General features: G+C 41.8%; 22 protein-coding genes. 14 read left to right on the top strand and 8 right to left on the bottom strand.

Annotated features, from left to right (window positions below; genetic code table 11):
• Positions 1-1,740, top strand: a complete 1,740-nt coding sequence (locus tag FTU02_RS11475; RefSeq protein WP_180092470.1) for an ABC transporter ATP-binding protein — start codon at positions 1-3, stop codon at positions 1,738-1,740.
• A 51-nt stretch (positions 1,741-1,791) separates the two neighbouring features.
• On the opposite strand, the gene rluB is transcribed toward FTU02_RS11475, so the two are convergent.
• From rluB to FTU02_RS11490, 3 genes are read right to left on the bottom strand one after another with little or no spacing between them, the layout of a single operon-like run.
• Positions 1,792-2,910 (bottom strand): 23S rRNA pseudouridine(2605) synthase RluB, encoded by a 1,119-nt coding sequence (rluB, locus tag FTU02_RS11480; protein WP_180157203.1) that lies wholly within the window; start codon positions 2,908-2,910, stop codon positions 1,792-1,794.
• 41 nt (positions 2,911-2,951) lie between these two features.
• Positions 2,952-3,548: an SMC-Scp complex subunit ScpB gene (gene scpB / locus FTU02_RS11485; RefSeq protein ID WP_180157205.1), complete on the bottom strand. Its 597-nt coding sequence runs from the start codon at positions 3,546-3,548 to the stop codon at positions 2,952-2,954.
• A complete protein-coding gene (locus tag FTU02_RS11490; RefSeq protein WP_180157207.1) occupies positions 3,545-4,339 on the bottom strand; it encodes a ScpA family protein in 795 nt (264 codons plus the stop codon). The genes scpB and FTU02_RS11490 overlap by 4 nt, the downstream gene beginning before the upstream one ends.
• 339 nt (positions 4,340-4,678) lie before the next feature.
• Between FTU02_RS11490 and FTU02_RS11495 the strand changes: the two genes are divergently transcribed.
• Positions 4,679-5,398 (top strand): GNAT family N-acetyltransferase, encoded by a 720-nt coding sequence (locus FTU02_RS11495; RefSeq protein WP_180157209.1) that lies wholly within the window; start codon positions 4,679-4,681, stop codon positions 5,396-5,398.
• Positions 5,399-5,412: 14 nt separating this feature from the next.
• Here FTU02_RS11495 and FTU02_RS11500 read toward each other — a convergent pair whose 3' ends face one another.
• From FTU02_RS11500 to FTU02_RS11510, 3 genes are all read right to left on the bottom strand, one after another.
• The gene (locus tag FTU02_RS11500; RefSeq protein WP_180157211.1) at positions 5,413-5,739 is read right to left on the bottom strand and encodes a hypothetical protein; all 327 of its coding nucleotides are present in this window, start codon (positions 5,737-5,739) and stop codon (positions 5,413-5,415) included.
• Between the two features lie 100 nt (positions 5,740-5,839).
• Positions 5,840-6,457, bottom strand: a complete 618-nt coding sequence (locus FTU02_RS11505) for an L-threonylcarbamoyladenylate synthase (RefSeq protein ID WP_180157213.1) — start codon at positions 6,455-6,457, stop codon at positions 5,840-5,842.
• An 89-nt stretch (positions 6,458-6,546) separates the two neighbouring features.
• Positions 6,547-7,209 carry an elongation factor P hydroxylase gene (locus FTU02_RS11510; protein ID WP_180025025.1) on the bottom strand — a complete coding sequence of 221 codons (663 nt, stop codon included), beginning with the start codon at positions 7,207-7,209 and terminating at the stop codon, positions 6,547-6,549.
• 97 nt (positions 7,210-7,306) lie between these two features.
• Here FTU02_RS11510 and FTU02_RS11515 point away from each other — a divergent pair, with 97 nt between their 5' ends.
• The 8 genes from FTU02_RS11515 to FTU02_RS11550 all read left to right on the top strand — a co-directional run bounded on the left by FTU02_RS11515 (position 7,307) and on the right by FTU02_RS11550 (position 12,361).
• Positions 7,307-7,864: a DUF177 domain-containing protein gene (locus FTU02_RS11515; RefSeq protein WP_078194223.1), complete on the top strand. Its 558-nt coding sequence runs from the start codon at positions 7,307-7,309 to the stop codon at positions 7,862-7,864.
• A gap of 77 nt (positions 7,865-7,941) precedes the next feature.
• The gene (gene rpmF, locus FTU02_RS11520; RefSeq protein WP_004279227.1) at positions 7,942-8,124 is read left to right on the top strand and encodes a 50S ribosomal protein L32; all 183 of its coding nucleotides are present in this window, start codon (positions 7,942-7,944) and stop codon (positions 8,122-8,124) included.
• Positions 8,125-8,329: 205 nt separating this feature from the next.
• A complete protein-coding gene (fabD, locus tag FTU02_RS11525) occupies positions 8,330-9,310 on the top strand; it encodes an ACP S-malonyltransferase (protein ID WP_180157215.1) in 981 nt (326 codons plus the stop codon).
• Entirely contained in the window at positions 9,307-10,041 is a 735-nt protein-coding gene (gene fabG / locus FTU02_RS11530; RefSeq protein ID WP_078190055.1) for a 3-oxoacyl-ACP reductase FabG, read from the top strand. Before fabD ends, fabG begins: the two co-directional genes overlap by 4 nt.
• Before the next feature lie 85 nt (positions 10,042-10,126).
• Positions 10,127-10,363 (top strand): acyl carrier protein, encoded by a 237-nt coding sequence (acpP, locus tag FTU02_RS11535; RefSeq protein WP_078190054.1) that lies wholly within the window; start codon positions 10,127-10,129, stop codon positions 10,361-10,363.
• A gap of 191 nt (positions 10,364-10,554) precedes the next feature.
• Positions 10,555-11,028 carry a peptidoglycan-binding protein LysM gene (gene lysM, locus FTU02_RS11540; protein ID WP_180157217.1) on the top strand — a complete coding sequence of 158 codons (474 nt, stop codon included), beginning with the start codon at positions 10,555-10,557 and terminating at the stop codon, positions 11,026-11,028.
• Positions 11,029-11,224: 196 nt separating this feature from the next.
• Complete coding sequence (locus tag FTU02_RS11545) at positions 11,225-11,479, top strand: hypothetical protein (RefSeq protein ID WP_180157218.1); 255 nt, start codon at positions 11,225-11,227, stop codon at positions 11,477-11,479.
• On the top strand, positions 11,480-12,361 hold the full coding sequence (locus FTU02_RS11550) for a hypothetical protein (protein ID WP_180157220.1): 882 nt from the start codon (positions 11,480-11,482) through the stop codon (positions 12,359-12,361).
• A 62-nt stretch (positions 12,362-12,423) separates the two neighbouring features.
• Here FTU02_RS11550 and hemJ read toward each other — a convergent pair whose 3' ends face one another.
• Positions 12,424-12,876, bottom strand: a complete 453-nt coding sequence (gene hemJ / locus FTU02_RS11555) for a protoporphyrinogen oxidase HemJ (RefSeq protein ID WP_180022661.1) — start codon at positions 12,874-12,876, stop codon at positions 12,424-12,426.
• A 68-nt stretch (positions 12,877-12,944) separates the two neighbouring features.
• Positions 12,945-14,174, bottom strand: a complete 1,230-nt coding sequence (locus FTU02_RS11560; protein ID WP_111885033.1) for a beta-ketoacyl synthase N-terminal-like domain-containing protein — start codon at positions 14,172-14,174, stop codon at positions 12,945-12,947.
• A 273-nt stretch (positions 14,175-14,447) separates the two neighbouring features.
• Between FTU02_RS11560 and FTU02_RS11565 the strand changes: the two genes are divergently transcribed.
• The 4 genes from FTU02_RS11565 to fusA all read left to right on the top strand — a co-directional run bounded on the left by FTU02_RS11565 (position 14,448) and on the right by fusA (position 19,353).
• Positions 14,448-15,866: an EcsC family protein gene (locus tag FTU02_RS11565; RefSeq protein ID WP_180157222.1), complete on the top strand. Its 1,419-nt coding sequence runs from the start codon at positions 14,448-14,450 to the stop codon at positions 15,864-15,866.
• 196 nt (positions 15,867-16,062) lie between these two features.
• The gene (gene rpsL, locus FTU02_RS11570) at positions 16,063-16,437 is read left to right on the top strand and encodes a 30S ribosomal protein S12 (protein WP_000246374.1); all 375 of its coding nucleotides are present in this window, start codon (positions 16,063-16,065) and stop codon (positions 16,435-16,437) included.
• Between the two features lie 178 nt (positions 16,438-16,615).
• Positions 16,616-17,086: a 30S ribosomal protein S7 gene (rpsG, locus tag FTU02_RS11575; protein WP_005011815.1), complete on the top strand. Its 471-nt coding sequence runs from the start codon at positions 16,616-16,618 to the stop codon at positions 17,084-17,086.
• A 131-nt stretch (positions 17,087-17,217) separates the two neighbouring features.
• A complete protein-coding gene (gene fusA, locus FTU02_RS11580; protein ID WP_111885035.1) occupies positions 17,218-19,353 on the top strand; it encodes an elongation factor G in 2,136 nt (711 codons plus the stop codon).
• The last annotated feature ends 63 nt before the right edge of the window (positions 19,354-19,416 follow it).

Here is a 19,416-nt window from a genome sequence, read left to right on the forward strand (position 1 = left end):
ATGACGGAACAAAATCAAACTGTTAAACCAACGCTCCTCAGTGTTCAAAACCTGAAAGTGAGCTTTAAGGCCGAAGACAAAAGCTATATCGAAACGGTCAAAGGAATATCTTTTGACATTCCTGCCAATACAACTGTGGCGCTTGTGGGAGAATCTGGCAGTGGCAAGTCGGTGACCTCGTTGGCAACCATGGGGCTGTTGCCACGTGATCAAAGCCGTATAGATGCAAGCAGTAAAATAGTTTTTGAAGGGCAGGATTTACTGAGTCTGTCTCCAAGAGAAATGCGTAATATCTGTGGTAAAGATATTGCGATGATTTTTCAGGAACCGATGTCGTCACTCAATCCAGTCTTTACAGTGGGTGATCAAATTGCAGAAGTATTACGACTTCATCTAGGTATGGGGCGTAAGCAGGCAAGAGCACGGACTCTGGAATTATTGAAGGAAGTGGGTATTCCTTCTCCTGAAACGAAAATTGATGCCTATCCTAGCCAAATGTCAGGTGGTCAACAACAGCGGGTCATGATTGCTATGGCGATTGCATGTGAGCCAAAGTTGTTAATTGCTGATGAGCCAACCACAGCACTTGATGTGACGATTCAAAAGCAAATTTTAGATTTACTTGAAGCCTTGCAAAAGAAACGTGAGATGTCGATGCTGTTCATTACGCATGATTTAGCATTGGTAAGCGAAATTGCCGATCAGGTGATTGTCATGCGTCATGGAGAAATCCGTGAACAAGGCTTGGTCAATGAAGTGCTGGATCATCCTAAAGATATCTACACTCGAGCTTTGCTAAAGTGCCGTCCGCAGATGTCAGAACGTCCTTATAAATTGCCAATGATCAGTGATTTTATGCGTCAAAATGGTGATGAGCTGATTGAGGATGTGCATTTATCTGAGGAAACCCGTAGACAACGAACGCGTGGTCTTACGGGTAATGAACAGATTATTTTAGATGTCAAAGACCTGAAAAAATCGTTTTATAGCCGCAAGGGTTTATTTGGTAAGGATGAGTATCAGGCGGTCAAAGGTGTCTCGTTTCAACTGGCGAAAGGTAAAACGCTCGGGTTGGTTGGAGAGTCTGGCTCAGGTAAAACCACAATTGGCCTTTTACTGATGCGACTACAGGAAGCGACAGGTGGTCAGGCGCTGTTTGAAGGTCATGATATTTTGGCGATGAGTGACAAAGAATTTACTCAATATCAGCGCAAAATACAGATCATTTTCCAAAACCCATATGCTTCGCTCAATCCACGATTTACTGTGGGTCAAATTTTGATGGAGCCGATGCAAGTGCATCAGATAGGGAAGGATGATGCTGAACGCGAGCAAATGGCGTTTGATTTGCTTGAGCGTGTCAGTTTGCCTGCCCAAGCATTTTATCGCTATCCACATGAGTTTTCTGGTGGTCAGCGTCAACGTATTGCCATTGCACGATGCTTGACCTTAAAGCCAGAAATTTTGATCTGTGATGAGTCTGTCTCTGCCCTAGATGTTTCGGTTCAAGCCCAAGTTCTGAACTTATTGCAAGATTTACAAGATGAATTTGGTTTGAGCTATATCTTTATTTCACATGATTTATCTGTGGTGAAATATATTTCTGACCAAATCATGGTGATGAACCATGGTGATATCGTTGAAATTGCAAACTCGGATGAGCTGTATCGATCACCACAGCATGAATATACCAAGCGTTTGCTGAGTGCGATTCCACAAACCACTGAACAATTTATTTAGTGTTGGTATAAAAAAACCGCTCAAATGAGCGGTTTTTTTATACTTAAGAAATTAAAATTTCTTAAAGCCTTTGTTGTTTCCGCTAAATGCACGACTTGGCACAGAGTCATTACGACGCTCACGATTGCCAAAATTGTCGTTACGACGTTCACGGTTACCGAAGTTTTCACTGTTGCGATCATTACGGTTATTGTTGAAACCGTCGTTGCGACGCTCTGAACGGTTAAATCCATTGCCTTGGAATCCACCTTCACTACGACCAGTACGACGTTCGCCACGATTGTCTTGATAACCATTGCTTTGTAGTGGCTGGTTTTCGTCACTGTCACGACGTTGTTGGCGTAAGTAACCACCGCGACGTGCTGCCATTGGTTTGTCTTGCATACGTTCAGTACGACGTTTAGCCATACCAAACAGGCCAGTACCTTGACGTGGTTTAAGTTCAACCGACTTGGTTAAGTTGTCGATATCTTGTTTATCTAGCTCGATCCAACGACCAGTACGCAGTTCGCGTGGCAGAATTACTGAACCATAACGTGTACGTAAAAGACGGCTCACTTTTAAGCCTTGAGATTCGAAAATACGACGAACTTCGCGGTTACGACCTTCTTTTACGACCACTTGATACCAACGGTTAATACCGTCACCACCAATTTCAGAGAATGACTCAAATTTTGCAGGGCCATCATCTAAAACAACGCCTTGTAACATGTTGTTTTTTAACTGAGGAGTGACTTCACCCATGACACGAACGGCATATTCACGTTCGATTTCGCTAGAAGGGTGCATTAAACGGTTCGCCAGTTCACCGTCATTCGTGAACAGCAATAGACCTGTAGAGTTGATATCTAGACGACCCACCATCACCCAACGATCACCTGTAATTTGAGGTAATTGTTCAAATACCGTTGGACGGTTTTCAGGGTCATTGCGTGAACAAATTTCGCCTTCTGGTTTATAGTAAATCAACACACGGCGACGAATTTCGTCTTCAATTTGGAACTGAACTTTACGACCATCGATGCGAAGCTCATCACCCGGTTCAATACGTTCACCCACTTGGGCAACTTGCCCATTTACGCTCACACGACCAGCGGCAATGACTTCTTCCATATAACGGCGAGAACCCAAACCAACGCGTGCGAGCACCTTTTGCAATTTTTCACTCATGACAGCATAACCTTAGAAATTATCATCAACAGTTCACCTATTTATGACTTCGGTGCATTCGCATCGAGGGCCATAAAAGCTTCCTTGGCATCCTGCAGGGGAGGCAATTGGCCCAATGAGGTTAGACCAAAAGCATTTAAAAATTGAGGCGTTGTAACTAACAACGCGGGTCGTCCTGGGAGTTCACGAAAACCAGATTCTTTAATCCAGTTCCAGTCAAATAACGTACGTAAAATTTGACTATTGTTGGTCACCCCACGGATTTGCTCAATATCTGCGCGGGTTACCGGTTGATGGTAAGCAATGACAGAAAGAGTTTCGAGCAAGGATGGCGATAAACGAGTTGGTCGTTCAGGCCAGGTCTGTGCAATAATATTACGATATTTTGCACGTACTTGAAAACGGAAACCTTGAGCGGTTTCAACAAGTTCAATTGATTTGCCGTGTTGCAGCATTGAAAGCTGCTGCAAATATTGGCGTAATTCGGTTTTACTGAAACGGTCTTGGAAAGCCTCTTTTAAACGGGCAATACTCACCGCCGCTTCACTGGCAAAAATAATGGCTTCAAGCTGCATCAAAATTTCATGCAGATTATCTTCTGAAGACACCGCAGTCATTTGTTTAAGTTCAGTGTTCATGCACGTGCTCCCTGAATTGCAAGCGGTGCTTCTACACCTGATGCGACAATTTGGACTTTTTGTTGGCGTGTCAGTTCTAATACAGCCATAAATGTCACGACAACACCCATGCGACCTTGGCTTGGCTTGAGTAAGTCCGCAAAATCTAATACTTCACCTGACTCAAGCTTAGTTTCAATATAAGCAATACGTTCTTCGAGTAAAACAGGCTCTTGTAAAATTTGGTGGGTAACCGGTTCTGGTCGATTAAAAACACAGAGTATGGCATCACGAAGTAATTGAATGTCATAACCATCATTGGTTTCGACAATCGTTCCTAAACTGACATTGGTATCGAAAGTATCTCGATCCAACACCGACATTTGACCTAATCTTTCCGCAGCTTGTTTGATGCGCAAATACGTTTCTAAACGGTCAATCAATTCCTGTTTAGTATCTTGTTCATGTGCAGCGGTCGACTTAGGTTTTGGCAATAATAGACGCGATTTTAAATCGGCCAATAGGGCTGCCATCACCATATAGTCTGCGGTTAATTCAATATCTAGAGCTTTCATTGCATCCATATAAGACAAATATTGGGATGCAATTGGGGCAATATCGACTTGTAATAAGTCGAAGCCATTTTTTTGAATCAGGTAAATCAGAAAGTCGAGTGGTCCTTCGAAATGCTCTAATAGAATTTCAAATGCAGCGGGTGGAATGTACAAATCTTCTGGAATAGCTTCTTGCCACTCATCCAAAACGCGAATGTGTGGAGCATCTTCCATAGAATTATGGACAGTTTGGTTCATTGCAATTATAGGCCACGCGAATTTTCAAAGGCATGCAGACAGCTTTCGCTTCGATCTCACATCGAAAGTAAAAGCACAAAAGTTATAGGGAATAGTGTAATGGAAAAATGCGTTTAAAGAAATTACTGAACGGTTGAATTGGGTAAAAAACTTAAAATTTATAGGGAATAGGCTTTATTTATACACATGTAAAATTTTAAAGCTGTGATATCGATCACATCTTGTGTTAATTATAAAAAATACACTCATCAAATCGTGAACTCATTTAAGCTGTGATATCTGGATGATGGGCGTCCAGCATGAAATGATTTGATTGAATTGACTAAAAGAATATTTGCTATGCCACAACAATATAATCAATGGGGTCAGGCCGTAGGGATGACGTTGGCGCAGTTTGAACCTTGCCAGTTCAGATGTAAAACTGAAGTGGGGCAATCTGTTCGACTTATTCCGATGTTGCCCGATCAGCTTGATGATAGTCTTTTACAGCGGCTATGGCAGACAGTACAACAAGAACCCGATGAACGCTGTTGGACGTATTTGCCTTATTCTCAAATTCAAAGCATGCAGCAATTGCGTGATTATTTTCAGCAATCCTTTCATTTTGCCGGTTCGATGCATTATGTCATTGAGGTTGGTGATGCCATTGTAGGATGGGTTGGTTTGCTTAATGTACGCCCAGCACATGCTGTCATTGAAATTGGCAATGTCTATTTTTCAAGTTTAATGAAGCAATCAACCGCAGCAACAGAAACTATTTATCTGTTGTTAAAAGCATGCTTTGCAGCGAGATATCGACGGGTGGAGTGGAAGTGTGATGACTTGAACACGCCTTCGAAAAACGCTGCTTTGCGTTTTGGCTTTCAATTTGAAGGGTTGTTTCGTCAACATGTGATAGTGAAAGGTCGTAATCGTGATACTGCTTGGTTTGCGATGTTGGATCAGGATTGGCCAATGTTGTCTCAAGCATATGCAGCATGGCTCGATACAAACAACTTTGATGAGCAGGGGCAGCAGAAAATTCATTTAAAGGAATTTATGCAGCTTTATTACGCTTGAGGAAAAGCACACTATCAAGGTTTTGAGCCTGTTGGTAAGACCCTTTGTTCAAGTGCAAATTCGATGATGAGTTGGCACTGCGCTTGCGAGCAGAGATTTTGATTAGCTCTACGTTTAAACAGCGATTTGACCGTTGATGCATGCAGAAAATAATGAAAAATTTGCGGCTGTGTTGTCGCTATTGGTGAAATTAAATTTTTATCTATTGCCCTTAGTTGAGCCGTGGATTCTAAAGTCCAAGGCTCAGTGGCATATATAGCAAAATGATTAAGGCTGTTTTGCTCGGAGATACTGAGGTCTGTCGCATTTTGGAGCTTGAGTAAAATCTGAAATAAAGTCATCAGGTCGATTCCTTTATCGAAAGGTGCTTTAACCGCGTTTTGAGCCGATGTATTTTACATGCTGTGCTTCTAATCGACAGCATGTATTTAATAGTACATGCTATTCAAATGCACTGACATCACCGACACCACGGCGAATCACTTCAGGGTATTCACCTGCAAGGTTTACAACGCTAGTGGTATTTAAAGTACCTAAGCCGCCATCAATTAATACATCTATTCGTTTGCCGATTTGCAGTTCAATTTCGTAAGGATCATCAATCGGTTCTTTTTGGCCCGGTAAAATTAAGGTCGATGTTAATAAAGGCTCACCCAATTCTTTGAGTAATAATTGGCAAATCGGGTTGCTCGGAATACGCAGTCCAATGGTTTTCTTTTTAGGATGCATTAAACGGCGAGGAACTTCACTGGTGGCAGGCAAAATAAAGGTAGTGACAGCAGGGGTGTTATTTTTCAATAAACGATACATGGCATTGTCGACTTTGGCATACGTGGCAATGTCAGATAAATCTGCACAAATAATCGCATTTTGATGTTTAGCATCGAGCTGACGAATTTGGGCAATGCGTTCCATGGCATTTTTGTTCCCAATTTGGCAGCCGATGGCATAGGCGGCATCTGTAGGATAAACCACCACATCGCCGGCACGAATCCGTTCAACGGCTTGCGTAATTAAACGGGGCTGAGGATTTTCCGGATGTATTCTTAAATGCAACATGTCGTTTTCCTCTTATTATTAAAAGCTCTAGACATTATGTCGCGGTCTACTTGCTTTGTGCAATGTGAAATGCAGTCAAATTGTATAATTTAATCAAGCATTTCACGTTGAAATTCATTCGCCTGTAACATTTTGCCAGCACGTGTACAGTGGCAAATGCATTGGATAAAGCGCCAAGCATCGCGTGGAAGTTTGGCTTCACCCTTAAAATAAGCCTGTAATTGAGCATAGACATTGTCTTTAAAGCTGCTGCCATCTCCGCCTTCACCAGTGAGGTTATCGAGTGATACACGAAACTTACGTCCAAAGGCTTTGGCAAATAACCATTCGATCGCTTGCGGCTTAATTTCTACCTGTTCAAAGAGGGCTTGTTGCTCTTTGCTGCGACCATCTGGTGCATACCAATAGCCTAAATCAGGAAGTAAACGGCGTTGATCACCAGCAATAGTCCAATGACTAATTTCATGCAAGGCGCTATTGAAATAACCATGAGCAAATTGAATGCGGGCAGGGCCGTTTAAATCGGCAGGAAAGTACTCGGGCTCACAGTCACCTTTCACTAAGCACACATTCAGGTGGGAAAACCAATGATTAAAGTGTAAGATGAGCCAATCGACGTGTTCTGTTTCTGTGGAAAGTTTCTCCCAAGCCGAGAGTTGCACTTGGTCAGTTGAAATGTCAGAATCAAGCGTTGAAATTGTGCTCATAAGTGATGAAACATTCACTTCTGTTTGCGGCTGCAACAGATGCATAACTTAAGTTACCCAAATGGTCTGTCTAAATAAGTACAAAATTGTATCTTAATCTTTGACAGAGTACTGATGAATTTGTAGAATTGCCGCCTTAATTATGTCAGCAAATACCTTTCCGGCACAGATTGAGCCGTTTAAATGGGCTGAACAGGGCTTTAAATGGTCAGGAACACTGCCATTATCTCGCTTTGTTCGTATTGCTCGTGAAGCTGTTGGATCAATTGATGATCAATTGATTAACATAGACTGTAAGCTATCAATGGATGCTTATCATCGCATTGTATGGCTAGATGGTCATGTTGAAACAAATGTTCCAATGGAATGCCAGCGTTGTCTGGATACTGTTGAGATCCCACTTGTTTCAAGTTTTCATCTAGCTCTTGTAGATGACGAGTCACTGATAGAGCGCTTGGATGAGGATGCTGATTTCATCGTTTTAGGTGAAAGTGAAGCAACAACCAAAGGTTCATATGATGCGCCTGCGACTGCTGATTTACTCTCACTGATAGAGGATGAATTGTTATTGTTGATGCCTTTGTCACCTAAGCATGACGCTTGTGAACATAAGCATCAACCTGCCGCTGAAGAGCTTGTTGAAGAAAAACGGGACAACCCGTTTGATGTTTTGGCAGGTTTGAAGGGTAAACTTAACTAATTTTTGTGTTATACTCTTGAGTATAAGACAATCGAATTTGTTCTGATCCATTTTTTCGATCTTTGTAAGGAGCCATCATGGCCGTTCAGCAAAACCGTAAAAGTCGCTCTCGCCGTGACATGCGCCGTTCACATGACGCTTTAACCGAGAATGCATTAACTGTAGACCAAGCTACTGGCGAGACTCACCGTCGTCACCACGTATCTAAAGATGGTATCTACCGTGGTCGTCAATTATTCGCTAAAGCATCTGCTGAATAATTGGTGATGTATTAAGCGTCAAGCTTAGTAGAAAAAATGGGAGCTTTAAGCTCCCTTTTTTTGTACCGATTTTTTGTTGCATTTGGCAATTACCAAGACAAAAATTAAGTGTTAAATTTCCGTCCCTGAAACAAGCTTACATGGGATTGTGTTGAATAAATGTCCAAATAGCATAAATTCACCAGTCTTGATAAAGGATTTTTTTATGTCTGCTAAACAACTCGAGCAAGCAGCTCAAGCTACTAAAACTGCATTCGTGTTCCCGGGTCAAGGGTCACAGAAAGTCGGCATGCTCGCTGAACTTGCAGAACAGTTTAGTAGTGTGCAAGCAACATTTGCAGAAGCATCAGAAGCGGCTGGCTTTGATCTTTGGCAAATTGCTCAAAGTGGTGAAGGGTTAAACCAAACAGAATTTACTCAACCTGTACTACTGACTGCCAGTATTGCTTTATGGCGTGTGTGGTTAGAGTTAGGTGGTGTTGCACCGAAATACCTTGCGGGTCACTCTTTAGGTGAATACAGCGCCTTGGTTGCTGCGGGAGCGATGAGCCTAGGTGATGCCGTTAAACTGGTGAACCTACGTGGTCAGTTAATGCAAAGTGCTGTACCTGAAGGTCAAGGTGCAATGGCGGCAATTTTGGGTCTAGATGATGCCAAAGTCATTGAACTTTGTGCTCAAGCAGAAGACCCAGGTTCAGTAGATGCTGCAAACTACAATGCACAAGGTCAAGTTGTCATTGCGGGCGATAAAGCCATGGTTGAAGCGGTTATGGCTGCTGCTAAAGATAATGGCGGTAAGGCAATCGCACTTCCGGTTTCTGTGCCATCGCATTGTGCATTGATGAAACCTGCTGCTGAACAGTTTGCGACAGCATTGGAACAAACTGCCATTGAGCTGCCTACTATACCTGTAATACAAAATGTAGGCGCTGAAATCGCGACTGATGTAGCGCAATTACGTCAGGCGTTAACTGCACAGTTATACCAATCTGTACAGTGGACAAAGACCATGCAGTATTTGCAAGACCAAGGTATTCAGTACATTGCTGAATGTGGTCCGGGTAATGTCCTTGCGAATCTCGCAAAACGTTTGCCAAATATTGAAAAAGCATTCCCACTCGACACGAAAGGTCGTATGGAAGATGCACTGAATGCCATTTTAGTGGCAGAAGGGAAAATTGCATGACACAAGAACGCAAAGTTGCTTTAGTAACAGGTGCGAGCCGAGGGATTGGAGCAGCAATTGCTCAGCAATTGATTCAAGACGGTTATTTTGTTGTAGGTACTGCAACTTCAGAAGCGGGTGCGGAAAAACTATCTGCAGCTTTTGCTGAAAATGGTGCGGGTAAAGTTCTAGATGTACGTGATGCAACTGCAATTGATGCATTGGTATCAGACATTGAGCAAAACTTTGGTTCAGTATTGGTTTTGGTGAACAATGCTGGTATTACCAAAGATAATTTGTTACTTCGTATGTCAGAAGATGATTGGGATGACATTCTCAACATTCATTTGAAAGCCGTTTATCGACTTTCTAAACGTGTTTTAAAGGGTATGACCAAAGCACGTTTTGGCCGAATTATTAATATTAGTTCTGTGGTTGCACATTTTGCTAACCCTGGACAAGCAAACTATTCTGCTGCAAAAGCAGGGATTGAGGCCTTTGGTCGCAGCCTTGCAAAAGAGATGGGAAGCCGCCAAATCACTGTAAATGCAGTGGCTCCGGGCTTTATTGCAACAGAAATGACAGAACAGTTAAGCGAAGAAATTCGTAAAAAGATGAGTGATCAAGTGGCCTTAAACCGTTTAGGTGAGCCGCAAGATATCGCAAATGCCGTAAGTTTTCTTGCTTCTGAAAAGGCAAGTTACATTACCGGAACTGTATTACATGTAAATGGTGGTTTATACATGAGCTAAGCGCTCAAGTATAAACTTTCAAAACGATTTAGATTCAATTAAACTAACGGCATTAAAAACGCCACAAGCAATGAGGAGAATTCCTGTGAGCGATATCGAACAACGCGTAAAACAAGCAGTAGCTGAACAACTTGGTCTTAAAGCAGACGAGATCAAAAACGAAGCTTCTTTCATGGATGACTTAGGTGCAGATTCTCTAGACCTAGTTGAATTAGTTATGTCTTTCGAAAACGATTTCGACATCACTATTCCTGATGAAGATTCAAACGAAATCACTACTGTACAATCTGCAATTGACTATGTTTCTAAGAAACTAGGTTAATTTTAGATTTCAGTGATGCTGATTTAAAAAGCCACCATTCGGTGGCTTTTTTTATGCCGAATATTTTGTTTTTACATTAGCTTACGTTTCTGTCACCAACAACAACTCAAAAGCGGTTATTTTTTAGCTATAAAAATAGAGTTTGAACAATAGTTAAATGATTTAAAACAGTAAAAACAACGGAGAAAAACATGGGTCTTTTTGATTTTGTAAAAGGTATTGGTAAAAAAAATACAGCGCCTGCAGAACCTCAGTCAGCGCCAGCAACACCTTCTGAACCATCTGCACAAGAAATTGCCAATAAGTTATTGGGTCATATTAAAGCACTGGGCTTGCCTGTAACTGGTTTGTCTGTGAGTTATAACGGGACTTCAGATCTAGCAACAGTGAAAGGTCAGGTACAAAGCCAAGCAGATCGTGAAAAGATTATCTTAGCAGTAGGGAATATTGATCATGTGGCACAAGTAGATGATCAGTTAACAGTGACGAGTCCTGAGCCTGAAAGTAAATTCTACACTGTTAAATCAGGGGATAATTTGTCTAAAATCTCTAAAGAATTTTATGGTGATGCAAATCAATACAATAAAATTTTTGAAGCGAACCGTCCTTTGTTAAAAAATGCCGATGACATTTTCCCAGGGCAAGTGCTGCGTATTCCTGCATAAATATTTGTGTTTACAGTAAAAAAGCCATCTTTCGATGGCTTTTTTTGTATGCGTTAATGGTGGGGTTAAATATAATACGGCTGAAATAATTCAAAATAAGAAATCAATGAAACAAAAAATCATCTTTATTATCTTACTGTTGCTTGCAGTTGTTGTGTGTCTTTGACCGCGGTGGGATGAGCGTATTGATCCTCGGGTGCTCAAGTGGCAGCAGGCTGAAATTTCTTATCATTCAAATTACACACAAGAGCCGTATTTTAACTTGCTTGGGCTGAATGCTGTAGATCGGTTTTCAGCATTGAATATTGGGTGCTATCGTTATCATCAAGATTGGGCATTTAGTTTGTTGGGGCAAGAGCATCAGAATGTTTTGGGCCAGCCATTGAATGCGAAGCTAACGCGTGAAAAGTGGTCAGAAGAACAGACGAATTTAGTTGCGGAGTTTCAGTAATTGCTGGTCGATGATCCTAAGGCGGCTAGCGCATTTGTTGTTGAGCATCATCAGGTGCTCGGTGCGTTGATACAGCAAGAAAAGGTGCCGTTGCAGCGCTTTAATACATGGTTGCAGCATGCAGACCAATACCGCAGTTTAAGTATGCCGAGCAATTCCGCATATCCAGACTTTAAGTATTTAAATCAGTTGGTGATCCTTTATCAGATCAATATTGCGTTAAATAAAGAGGATAAGCTGGATGCATATATGGCTGAATATCACAGATTACAGCAGATGCTTGAGCGCCCGATCTCATTGGTTGAAAGGATGCTGATTCAAAACTGGCTGGCACGTTATGTTCGAATTATACGTAATGAGCAATTAAAGACTGGACAAGTTGTTTATTTGGAGCCTTTAAGTGCCAGTCAGTTGAGTTTGCGCTCAGCAGCACAATGGGAAGCCTATGGCATATATGCGGTGTTGAAGCAGGTGCAGCAATCATCGGGTTGGAGTACCTCCTTGATGTATTGGTTGTATTTGCCAAATCAAACTGCAAATCAATTGTTTAAGCAATATGAAGAGGCGGCACAGCTATCTGAGCTTTCTTATGATTCGTTTAGGATGCAGGCTGGTCAAGAGCAGGGACAGTATTCATCTTGGCATATCAAAAACTATTTGGGCAATACTTTGTCCAATATAGAGGGGGTGCCTTGGGAGCGCTATGTGCTTGCAGGGCACATTTTGAATGATCGTATTATGATTTTTAATTTGTTGAATCAAAATAGCCACGGCCGACGTTTCTTTAAGAAAGAGGGGATGTTGTGTGCTGAAGTGCCGTATCCGCGTGAGCAATTTAGAGCACACAATTGGAATATTTTAGATAGCTGTGTGCAGTTGTAGTTTTTGAATATTAAATAAGATAAATAAAAAGCCCCAATGAGTAGGGGCTTTTTTACAGTTGTTTAGAAGCTTGGCTTCACCACAACTAAAATAACCACCGCAAATAAAATCAAAGTTGGCATTTCATTAAAATAACGCCAGAATTTATGCGACTTATAATGTGCATTTTCGATAAGCTTTTTACGGTAATAACCACAAACAAAATGATAAATCACCAATAGTCCAACCAATCCAACTTTTAAATAGAACCAAAGCGCTTCATGGTAGTGTCGTGTTGCATCACCCCAATCGACGAGGAAGTGCGCCGTGATCAGTGTAGCAATCATTGCAGGCCACATAATGCCGCGATATAGCTTGCGTTCCATGATTTGAAAGCGCTGATGACTCGTAGCATCATCACTCATGGCGTGGTAGACATAAAGGCGAGGGAGATAGAATAGCGCTGCGAACCAGCAAACAACTGCGATGATATGCAATGCTTTTACCCAGAGGAAAGCATCTGATGGAGCATCCATATATTAACCCTTAAAAGGGCGGTGGGTATGTGCTTTGGCACCGAAGCGCCAAAGCAGCAAACTTTATATTATGCTTCCCATTTTTTGAAAACGAGGCAAGCGTTTACACCGCCAAAACCAAAACTGTTACTCATCACAGTATTCAATTTTGCATCACGTTTTTCAAGTACGATATCAAAAGGTTTTGCACCTTCGTCAAGTTCAGTCACGTTGATATTTGGTGCTATAAAGTCATTTTGCATCATTAAAATAGAGTAAATCGCTTCTTGTACACCTGCAGCACCCAGACTGTGACCGGTCATCGATTTGGTCGAGCTGAGCGGAGGAACTTGCCCTTCACCGAAGGCACGCTCCATCGCTTTAAGTTCAGTGACATCGCCTGCCGGAGTAGATGTACCGTGTGTATTAACATAGTCGATGGTATCCACACCATGTTGTTTAGCTTCTTCTAAAGCCATAAGGATACAACGCGTCGCACCTTCGCCCGATGGTGCAACCATGTCTGCGCCGTCAGAATTTGCTGCATAGCCGACAACTTCAGCCAAAATGTTTGCACCACGTGCTTGAGCATGTTCAAGTGACTCTAGTACAACGAAGCCACCACCGCCTGCGATCACGAAACCGTCACGGTCAGCAGAGTAAGGGCGGGAAGCAGTTTCAGGAGTGTCATTGTATTTTGAACAAAGTGCACCCATTGCATCAAATAAAAGACTTTGTGACCAATGGTCTTCTTCACCACCACCAGCAAGCATTAAGTCTTGTTTGCCTAATTGAATCAAATTGTATGCATAACCAATGGCATCTGCAGATGTTGCACATGCGCTAGTAATGGTGTGTGCAATACCTTGCATTTTAAATGCAACACCCACGTTTGCAGTAATGGTGTTGGTCATATTACGTGGTACAAAGAATGGACCAACTTTACGTGCACCTTTGGTGTCTAGAAGTTCTTTCATTTCAACAACAGATGCAGTTGAACCACCACCTGACCCACCCGCAATACCGTAACGTGGATTACCACCGATTTGTTCTGCTGTTAAGCCTGCATTTTCTACCGCAGCCAAAGCTGAGTTGTATGCATACATTGCGCATACGCCCATAAAGCGTTTTAAACGGCGGTCAATACCGTCAAAGTTTTGTTCTGCAGCCGCACTGACATGACTTTTAAAATTAAGTTCAGCATAACTTGGGTTGAAACGTGTTCCAGAAATCCCGTTTTGCAAAGAATGAGTGACATCTTCTAATGTATTACCAATGCATGAGTTGATGCCCATACCAGTGATTACAACACGTTTCATCTACAGATCCTTTATAGGTAGTGTGTGAGCAAGCTATTGAAAGTATACGAAGGAAACTTTCTAAATAGGCGAACTCATATAATTTGATTGGAATAATGATAGCAGAAAGCTTTTTGAATTCTTATGGCAAATCCTATGCCTATTGTTGACTGAGCTAATTTGCAACTTTGCAGCAAAAAACTTAACTTAAAGATACATATTCAAGTTGTGATAAAGTTTGACTACACCTAGTATTTATCAATAATTTCAAGAATAGTTTTAATGAGGTAGGGAATGGTGAAAACGAATAATAAACCAACGGCAGGTCTACTCTCAAACGCCTTTGGAGTGGCTAAAAAGCTCAGTTCTACTGGGGTGTCCATCATTAATCATGTTGCACCCGAATCCGTAACTAAGGTCATTCAACCTCAAAAAAATGGTCAAACCTTGGAGGGGCAGTCAAGGCAAGCGGGCGTATTTGATGTAAAAAAATATGATAATCCTCAGCAAATCTTACGTGAACACGTTCCAAATGTTTCTAGACAATTATTCGGTCGACATTTTAATACTGTAAATAATGTGGCTAATTTTGTTGCTCCTCAATTTAGTGACAAAATTTCTGATTATTTATTTGATCGACTTAATCATTTTAGTTCGGATATTTCATCTGTAGATGCTGTACTGGATGAAGCTGGGGTACGTGATTTAGAAGAGTTGACACAAGATGTCGATCGTTCGCGTCGTATTAGTCAGGCTCTGGGTGAGCAAAATAAATGGATTGCTTCGATTCAAGGGGCTTTAACAGGTGCGACAGGTGTCATTGGTTCAAGTATTGATATCCCTGCTTCACTGATTATGACTCTGCGAGTGATTTATCAAGTTGGACGTTCTTATGGTTTCGACTTAAGCAAAGAAAGTGACCAAGATATTGTTCAGTTTATTTTTAAACAGGTCGACTTGAGTTTAATTGCAGAAAAACAAACTTTGCTTATGGCAATAAAAGCTCTGAGTAGTACGCTACAAAATAGTGATTTACATCAATTGCAGCAATTGGTGGGTTCAGATACTGATGCAGCAGCATTGAAAAAATATGTACTAGATGAAAATGGTCAGTTTAAGTGGGCATGGCTCAATCAAATGCCAAAAGTTTCATTGTTAAATCAGCTATCACGATTATCTCCTGTGGCGAGTGTTGGTGTAAGTGTGGTGTATAGTCGCCGTTTAGTGGATGAAGTGAATCAGAAGGCACAGCAAGTCTTTTCTAATGCGCGCCAATATATTTTGCAGCATCAGGATATTAGCTTGTCACCTTTACATGCCTATGAGCGTTCTCTTGAGTTGCTTGCTCAAGCAACACCTAAATTACTAGAAGGTATTAAGGCGAAAGATATGGATTTGGCTGAGCCTGTACTAGATCAGACTATAGATGTTACAGGTCATGAGAGTATCCGCGCAGTAAAAGTCATCAAAAAAGCACAAGTTAAAAACTCTGATGCAGCCGAAGTGGAAGTAGAGCAGGAACAAAAAGTCTCAGAAGGTTTGGAGGCACTTGCGGAGAAAGTTGTTGAGCCTCATGCACCCGGGGCTGCGCAAAAACCTGCTTTAGCTGAAAAAGATGAGTTTGATGTGTTGGAATCTGTACAGCAGGAGGATGTCCCAGTGGAAAAGCTGCACCCAAAACTAAGCCGCGTAAAGCCAAAACAGCAGCCGTAGATAAAGTTACAAAAAAATTAGCAGATTCTTCTGAAAAATAAACTATTTATTTGTGGGTGAAAAATTGCGCAAATCATGATGAATAAATGTTTTCGATGATCGTATATTGTTGACCAATTTTAAGTCTTCGCTTACAATTGCATGCCCTCAAAAAGTAGTATTTTTTGGGGCTTTTTATTAACGGGAGAATTGCCAAATGGCAACAACAAATCAGTTGATCCGTAAGGGTCGTACAACTTTAGTTGAAAAATCTAAAGTTCCTGCGTTGAAGGCTTGTCCACAACGTCGTGGTGTTTGTACACGTGTTTACACAACTACACCTAAAAAACCTAACTCAGCAATGCGTAAAGTTTGCCGTGTTCGCTTAACTTCAGGTTTTGAAGTTTCTAGCTACATCGGTGGTGAAGGCCATAACCTACAAGAGCACAGTGTTGTTCTTATCCGTGGTGGTCGTGTTAAAGATTTACCGGGTGTACGTTACCATACCGTTCGTGGTTCTTTAGACTGTGCTGGTGTTAAAGATCGTAACCAGTCTCGTTCTAAATACGGTGCTAAACGTCCTAAGAAATAATCTGAAAAGATTAACTTCTTAGTTCGTTAGAACTGCAATCCTTTATCGTCTCGCTTGTCTGATTTCTGCATTTTTTGTGAAAATTCCAAGCGACGTATAGTAAGGCCAGCGAAAGCACATGACACTTTGTGCACCTGCTGGAGTAACCTGAAGTGTCATATTTATTAGGTGTATTAAAATGCCAAGACGTCGCGTAGTTGCTGCCCGTGAAATCCTTCCGGATCCTAAGTTCAGCAGCCAAACAATCGCTAAATTCATGAACCACGTAATGCAAGATGGTAAAAAATCTATTGCTGAAAGTATCGTTTACGGTGCTTTAGACCGCGTTCAAGAAAAATCTAAAGTAGACCCAGTTGAATTTTTCGAGACTACTCTTGAAAAAGTTCGTCCTATGGTCGAAGTAAAAGCACGCCGTGTTGGTGGTGCTACATACCAAGTGCCTATGGAAGTACGCCCATCCCGTCGTACTGCCTTGGCTATGCGTTGGTTAGTAGATGCTGCTGCTAAGCGTTCTGAAAAAACTATGGCTTTACGTCTTGCTGGTGAGTTGCTTGATGCAGCTGAAGGTAAAGGCGCAGCGATCAAAAAACGTGAAGATGTGCATCGTATGGCTGAAGCCAACAAAGCCTTCTCTCATTACCGTTTCTAAGCGGATAAAACAGCCCCTATTCAGGAGGGTGACAAATCAGTTGTCACTGTTTTGTCATCGAATCGCTTTAAGTTGCTATGCAGCTTAAAGCGTCCTGTTTTAAACAACAAAATTTAGGAATGCTAGAAATCATGGCTCGTCAAACCCCAATTTCTCGTTATCGTAACATTGGTATCTCTGCGCACATTGATGCTGGTAAAACTACCACTTCAGAACGTATTTTGTTCTACACAGGTGAGAGTCACAAACTTGGTGAAACTCACGAAGGTTCTGCAACTACAGACTGGATGGAACAAGAGCAAGAACGTGGTATTACTATTACCTCAGCGGCAGTAACATGCTTCTGGAAAGGGATGGGTAACCAATTCGAACAGCACCGTATTAACGTAATTGATACCCCAGGACACGTAGACTTCACTATTGAAGTTGAACGTTCTATGCGTGTTCTTGACGGTGCATGCATGGTTTACTGTGCTGTAGGTGGTGTACAACCTCAGTCTGAAACTGTATGGCGTCAAGCAAATAAATATAAAGTTCCACGTATTGCATTCGTGAACAAAATGGACCGTACTGGTGCGAACTTCTTCCGTGCTGTTGAACAAGTTAAAACACGTCTTGGTGGTAATCCAGTGCCAATCGTTGTTCCAATCGGTGCAGAAGAAAACTTCCAGGGTGTTGTTGACCTAATCGAAATGAAAGCGATTATCTGGGACGAAGCGTCTCAAGGTATGAAGTTTGAATATGGCGAAATCCCTGCTGAATTAGTTGATACTGCTAACGAATGGCGTACTAACATGGTTGAAGCTGCTGCGGAAGCATCAGAAGAACTTATGGATAAGTACCTTGAAGAAGGTGAGTTAACTAAAGAAGAAATCGTTTCAGGTTTACGTGCACGTACATTGTTGAATGAAATTCAACCAATGCTTTGTGGTTCAGCGTTCAAAAACAAAGGTGTTCAACGTATGTTGGATGCTGTAATTGAATTCTTACCTGCGCCGACTGATGTCGAGGCGATTAAAGGTATCCTTGACGACAAAGACGAAACTGAAGGTTCTCGTGAAGCGTCTGATGATGCTCCGTTCTCTGCGCTTGCGTTCAAAATCATGAACGACAAATTTGTAGGTAACTTAACATTCGTACGTGTTTACTCTGGTGTACTTAAAGCAGGTAGCCCTTGCTATAACCCAGTTAAAATGAAGCGCGAACGTGTTGGCCGTATCGTACAGATGCACGCAAATGACCGTCACGATATTGAAGAAATTCGTGCGGGTGATATCGCAGCATGTGTAGGTCTTAAAGATACTACTACTGGTGATACATTATGTGATGAAAATAATGTAATTACACTAGAGCGTATGGAATTCCCAGAGCCAGTAATTGCGCTTGCGGTTGAGCCTAAAACTAAAGCAGACCAAGAAAAAATGTCAGTTGCTTTAGGTCGTTTGGCGAAAGAAGACCCTTCATTCCGCGTACGTACTGACGAAGAATCTGGTCAAACAATTATTGCTGGTATGGGTGAGCTTCACCTTGACATTATTGTTGACCGTATGAAGCGTGAATTCAACGTTGAAGCGAACATTGGTAAACCAATGGTTGCGTATCGTGAAACTATTAAAAAGTCAGTTGAACAAGAGGGTAAGTTCGTACGTCAAACTGGTGGTAAAGGTAAGTTTGGTCACGTATACGTACGTTTAGAACCACTTGCTGAAGATGCTGGTAAAGACTACGAGTTCGCTGAAGAAGTTGTTGGTGGTGTAGTACCTAAAGAATTCTTCGGTGCGGTTGACAAAGGTATCCAAGAACGTATGAAGAATGGTGTCCTAGCTGGTTATCCAGTTGTTGGCATCAAAGCGACATTGTTCGATGGTTCTTACCATGACGTCGACTCTGACGAATTATCGTTCAAAATGGCTGGTTCTTACGCATTCCGTGACGGTTTCATGAAAGCAGATCCTGTTCTTCTTGAGCCTATCATGAAAGTTGAAGTAGAAACTCCAGAAGACTACATGGGCGATATCATGGGTGACTTAAACCGTCGTCGTGGTCTTGTTCAAGGTATGGACGATTTACCTGGTGGTACTAAAGCTATCCGTGCAGAAGTTCCACTTTCTGAGATGTTTGGTTACGCAACTCATATGCGTTCTATGTCTCAAGGTCGTGCGACTTATTCTATGGAATTCGCTAAATACGCTGAAACACCACGTAACGTGGCTGAAGGCATCATCGCTAAGTTCCAATCTGGCGGTAAAAAAGGTGACGACGAGTAATCTTTCGATTACTATAAGCCCAAACTAATTCATAGTTAAAAACCAAATGCTCATGCAGTATCC

The sequence above is a fragment of the Acinetobacter sp. YH12045 genome, from assembly GCF_013419925.1.
GTDB classification, from domain to species: domain Bacteria; phylum Pseudomonadota; class Gammaproteobacteria; order Pseudomonadales; family Moraxellaceae; genus Acinetobacter; species Acinetobacter amyesii.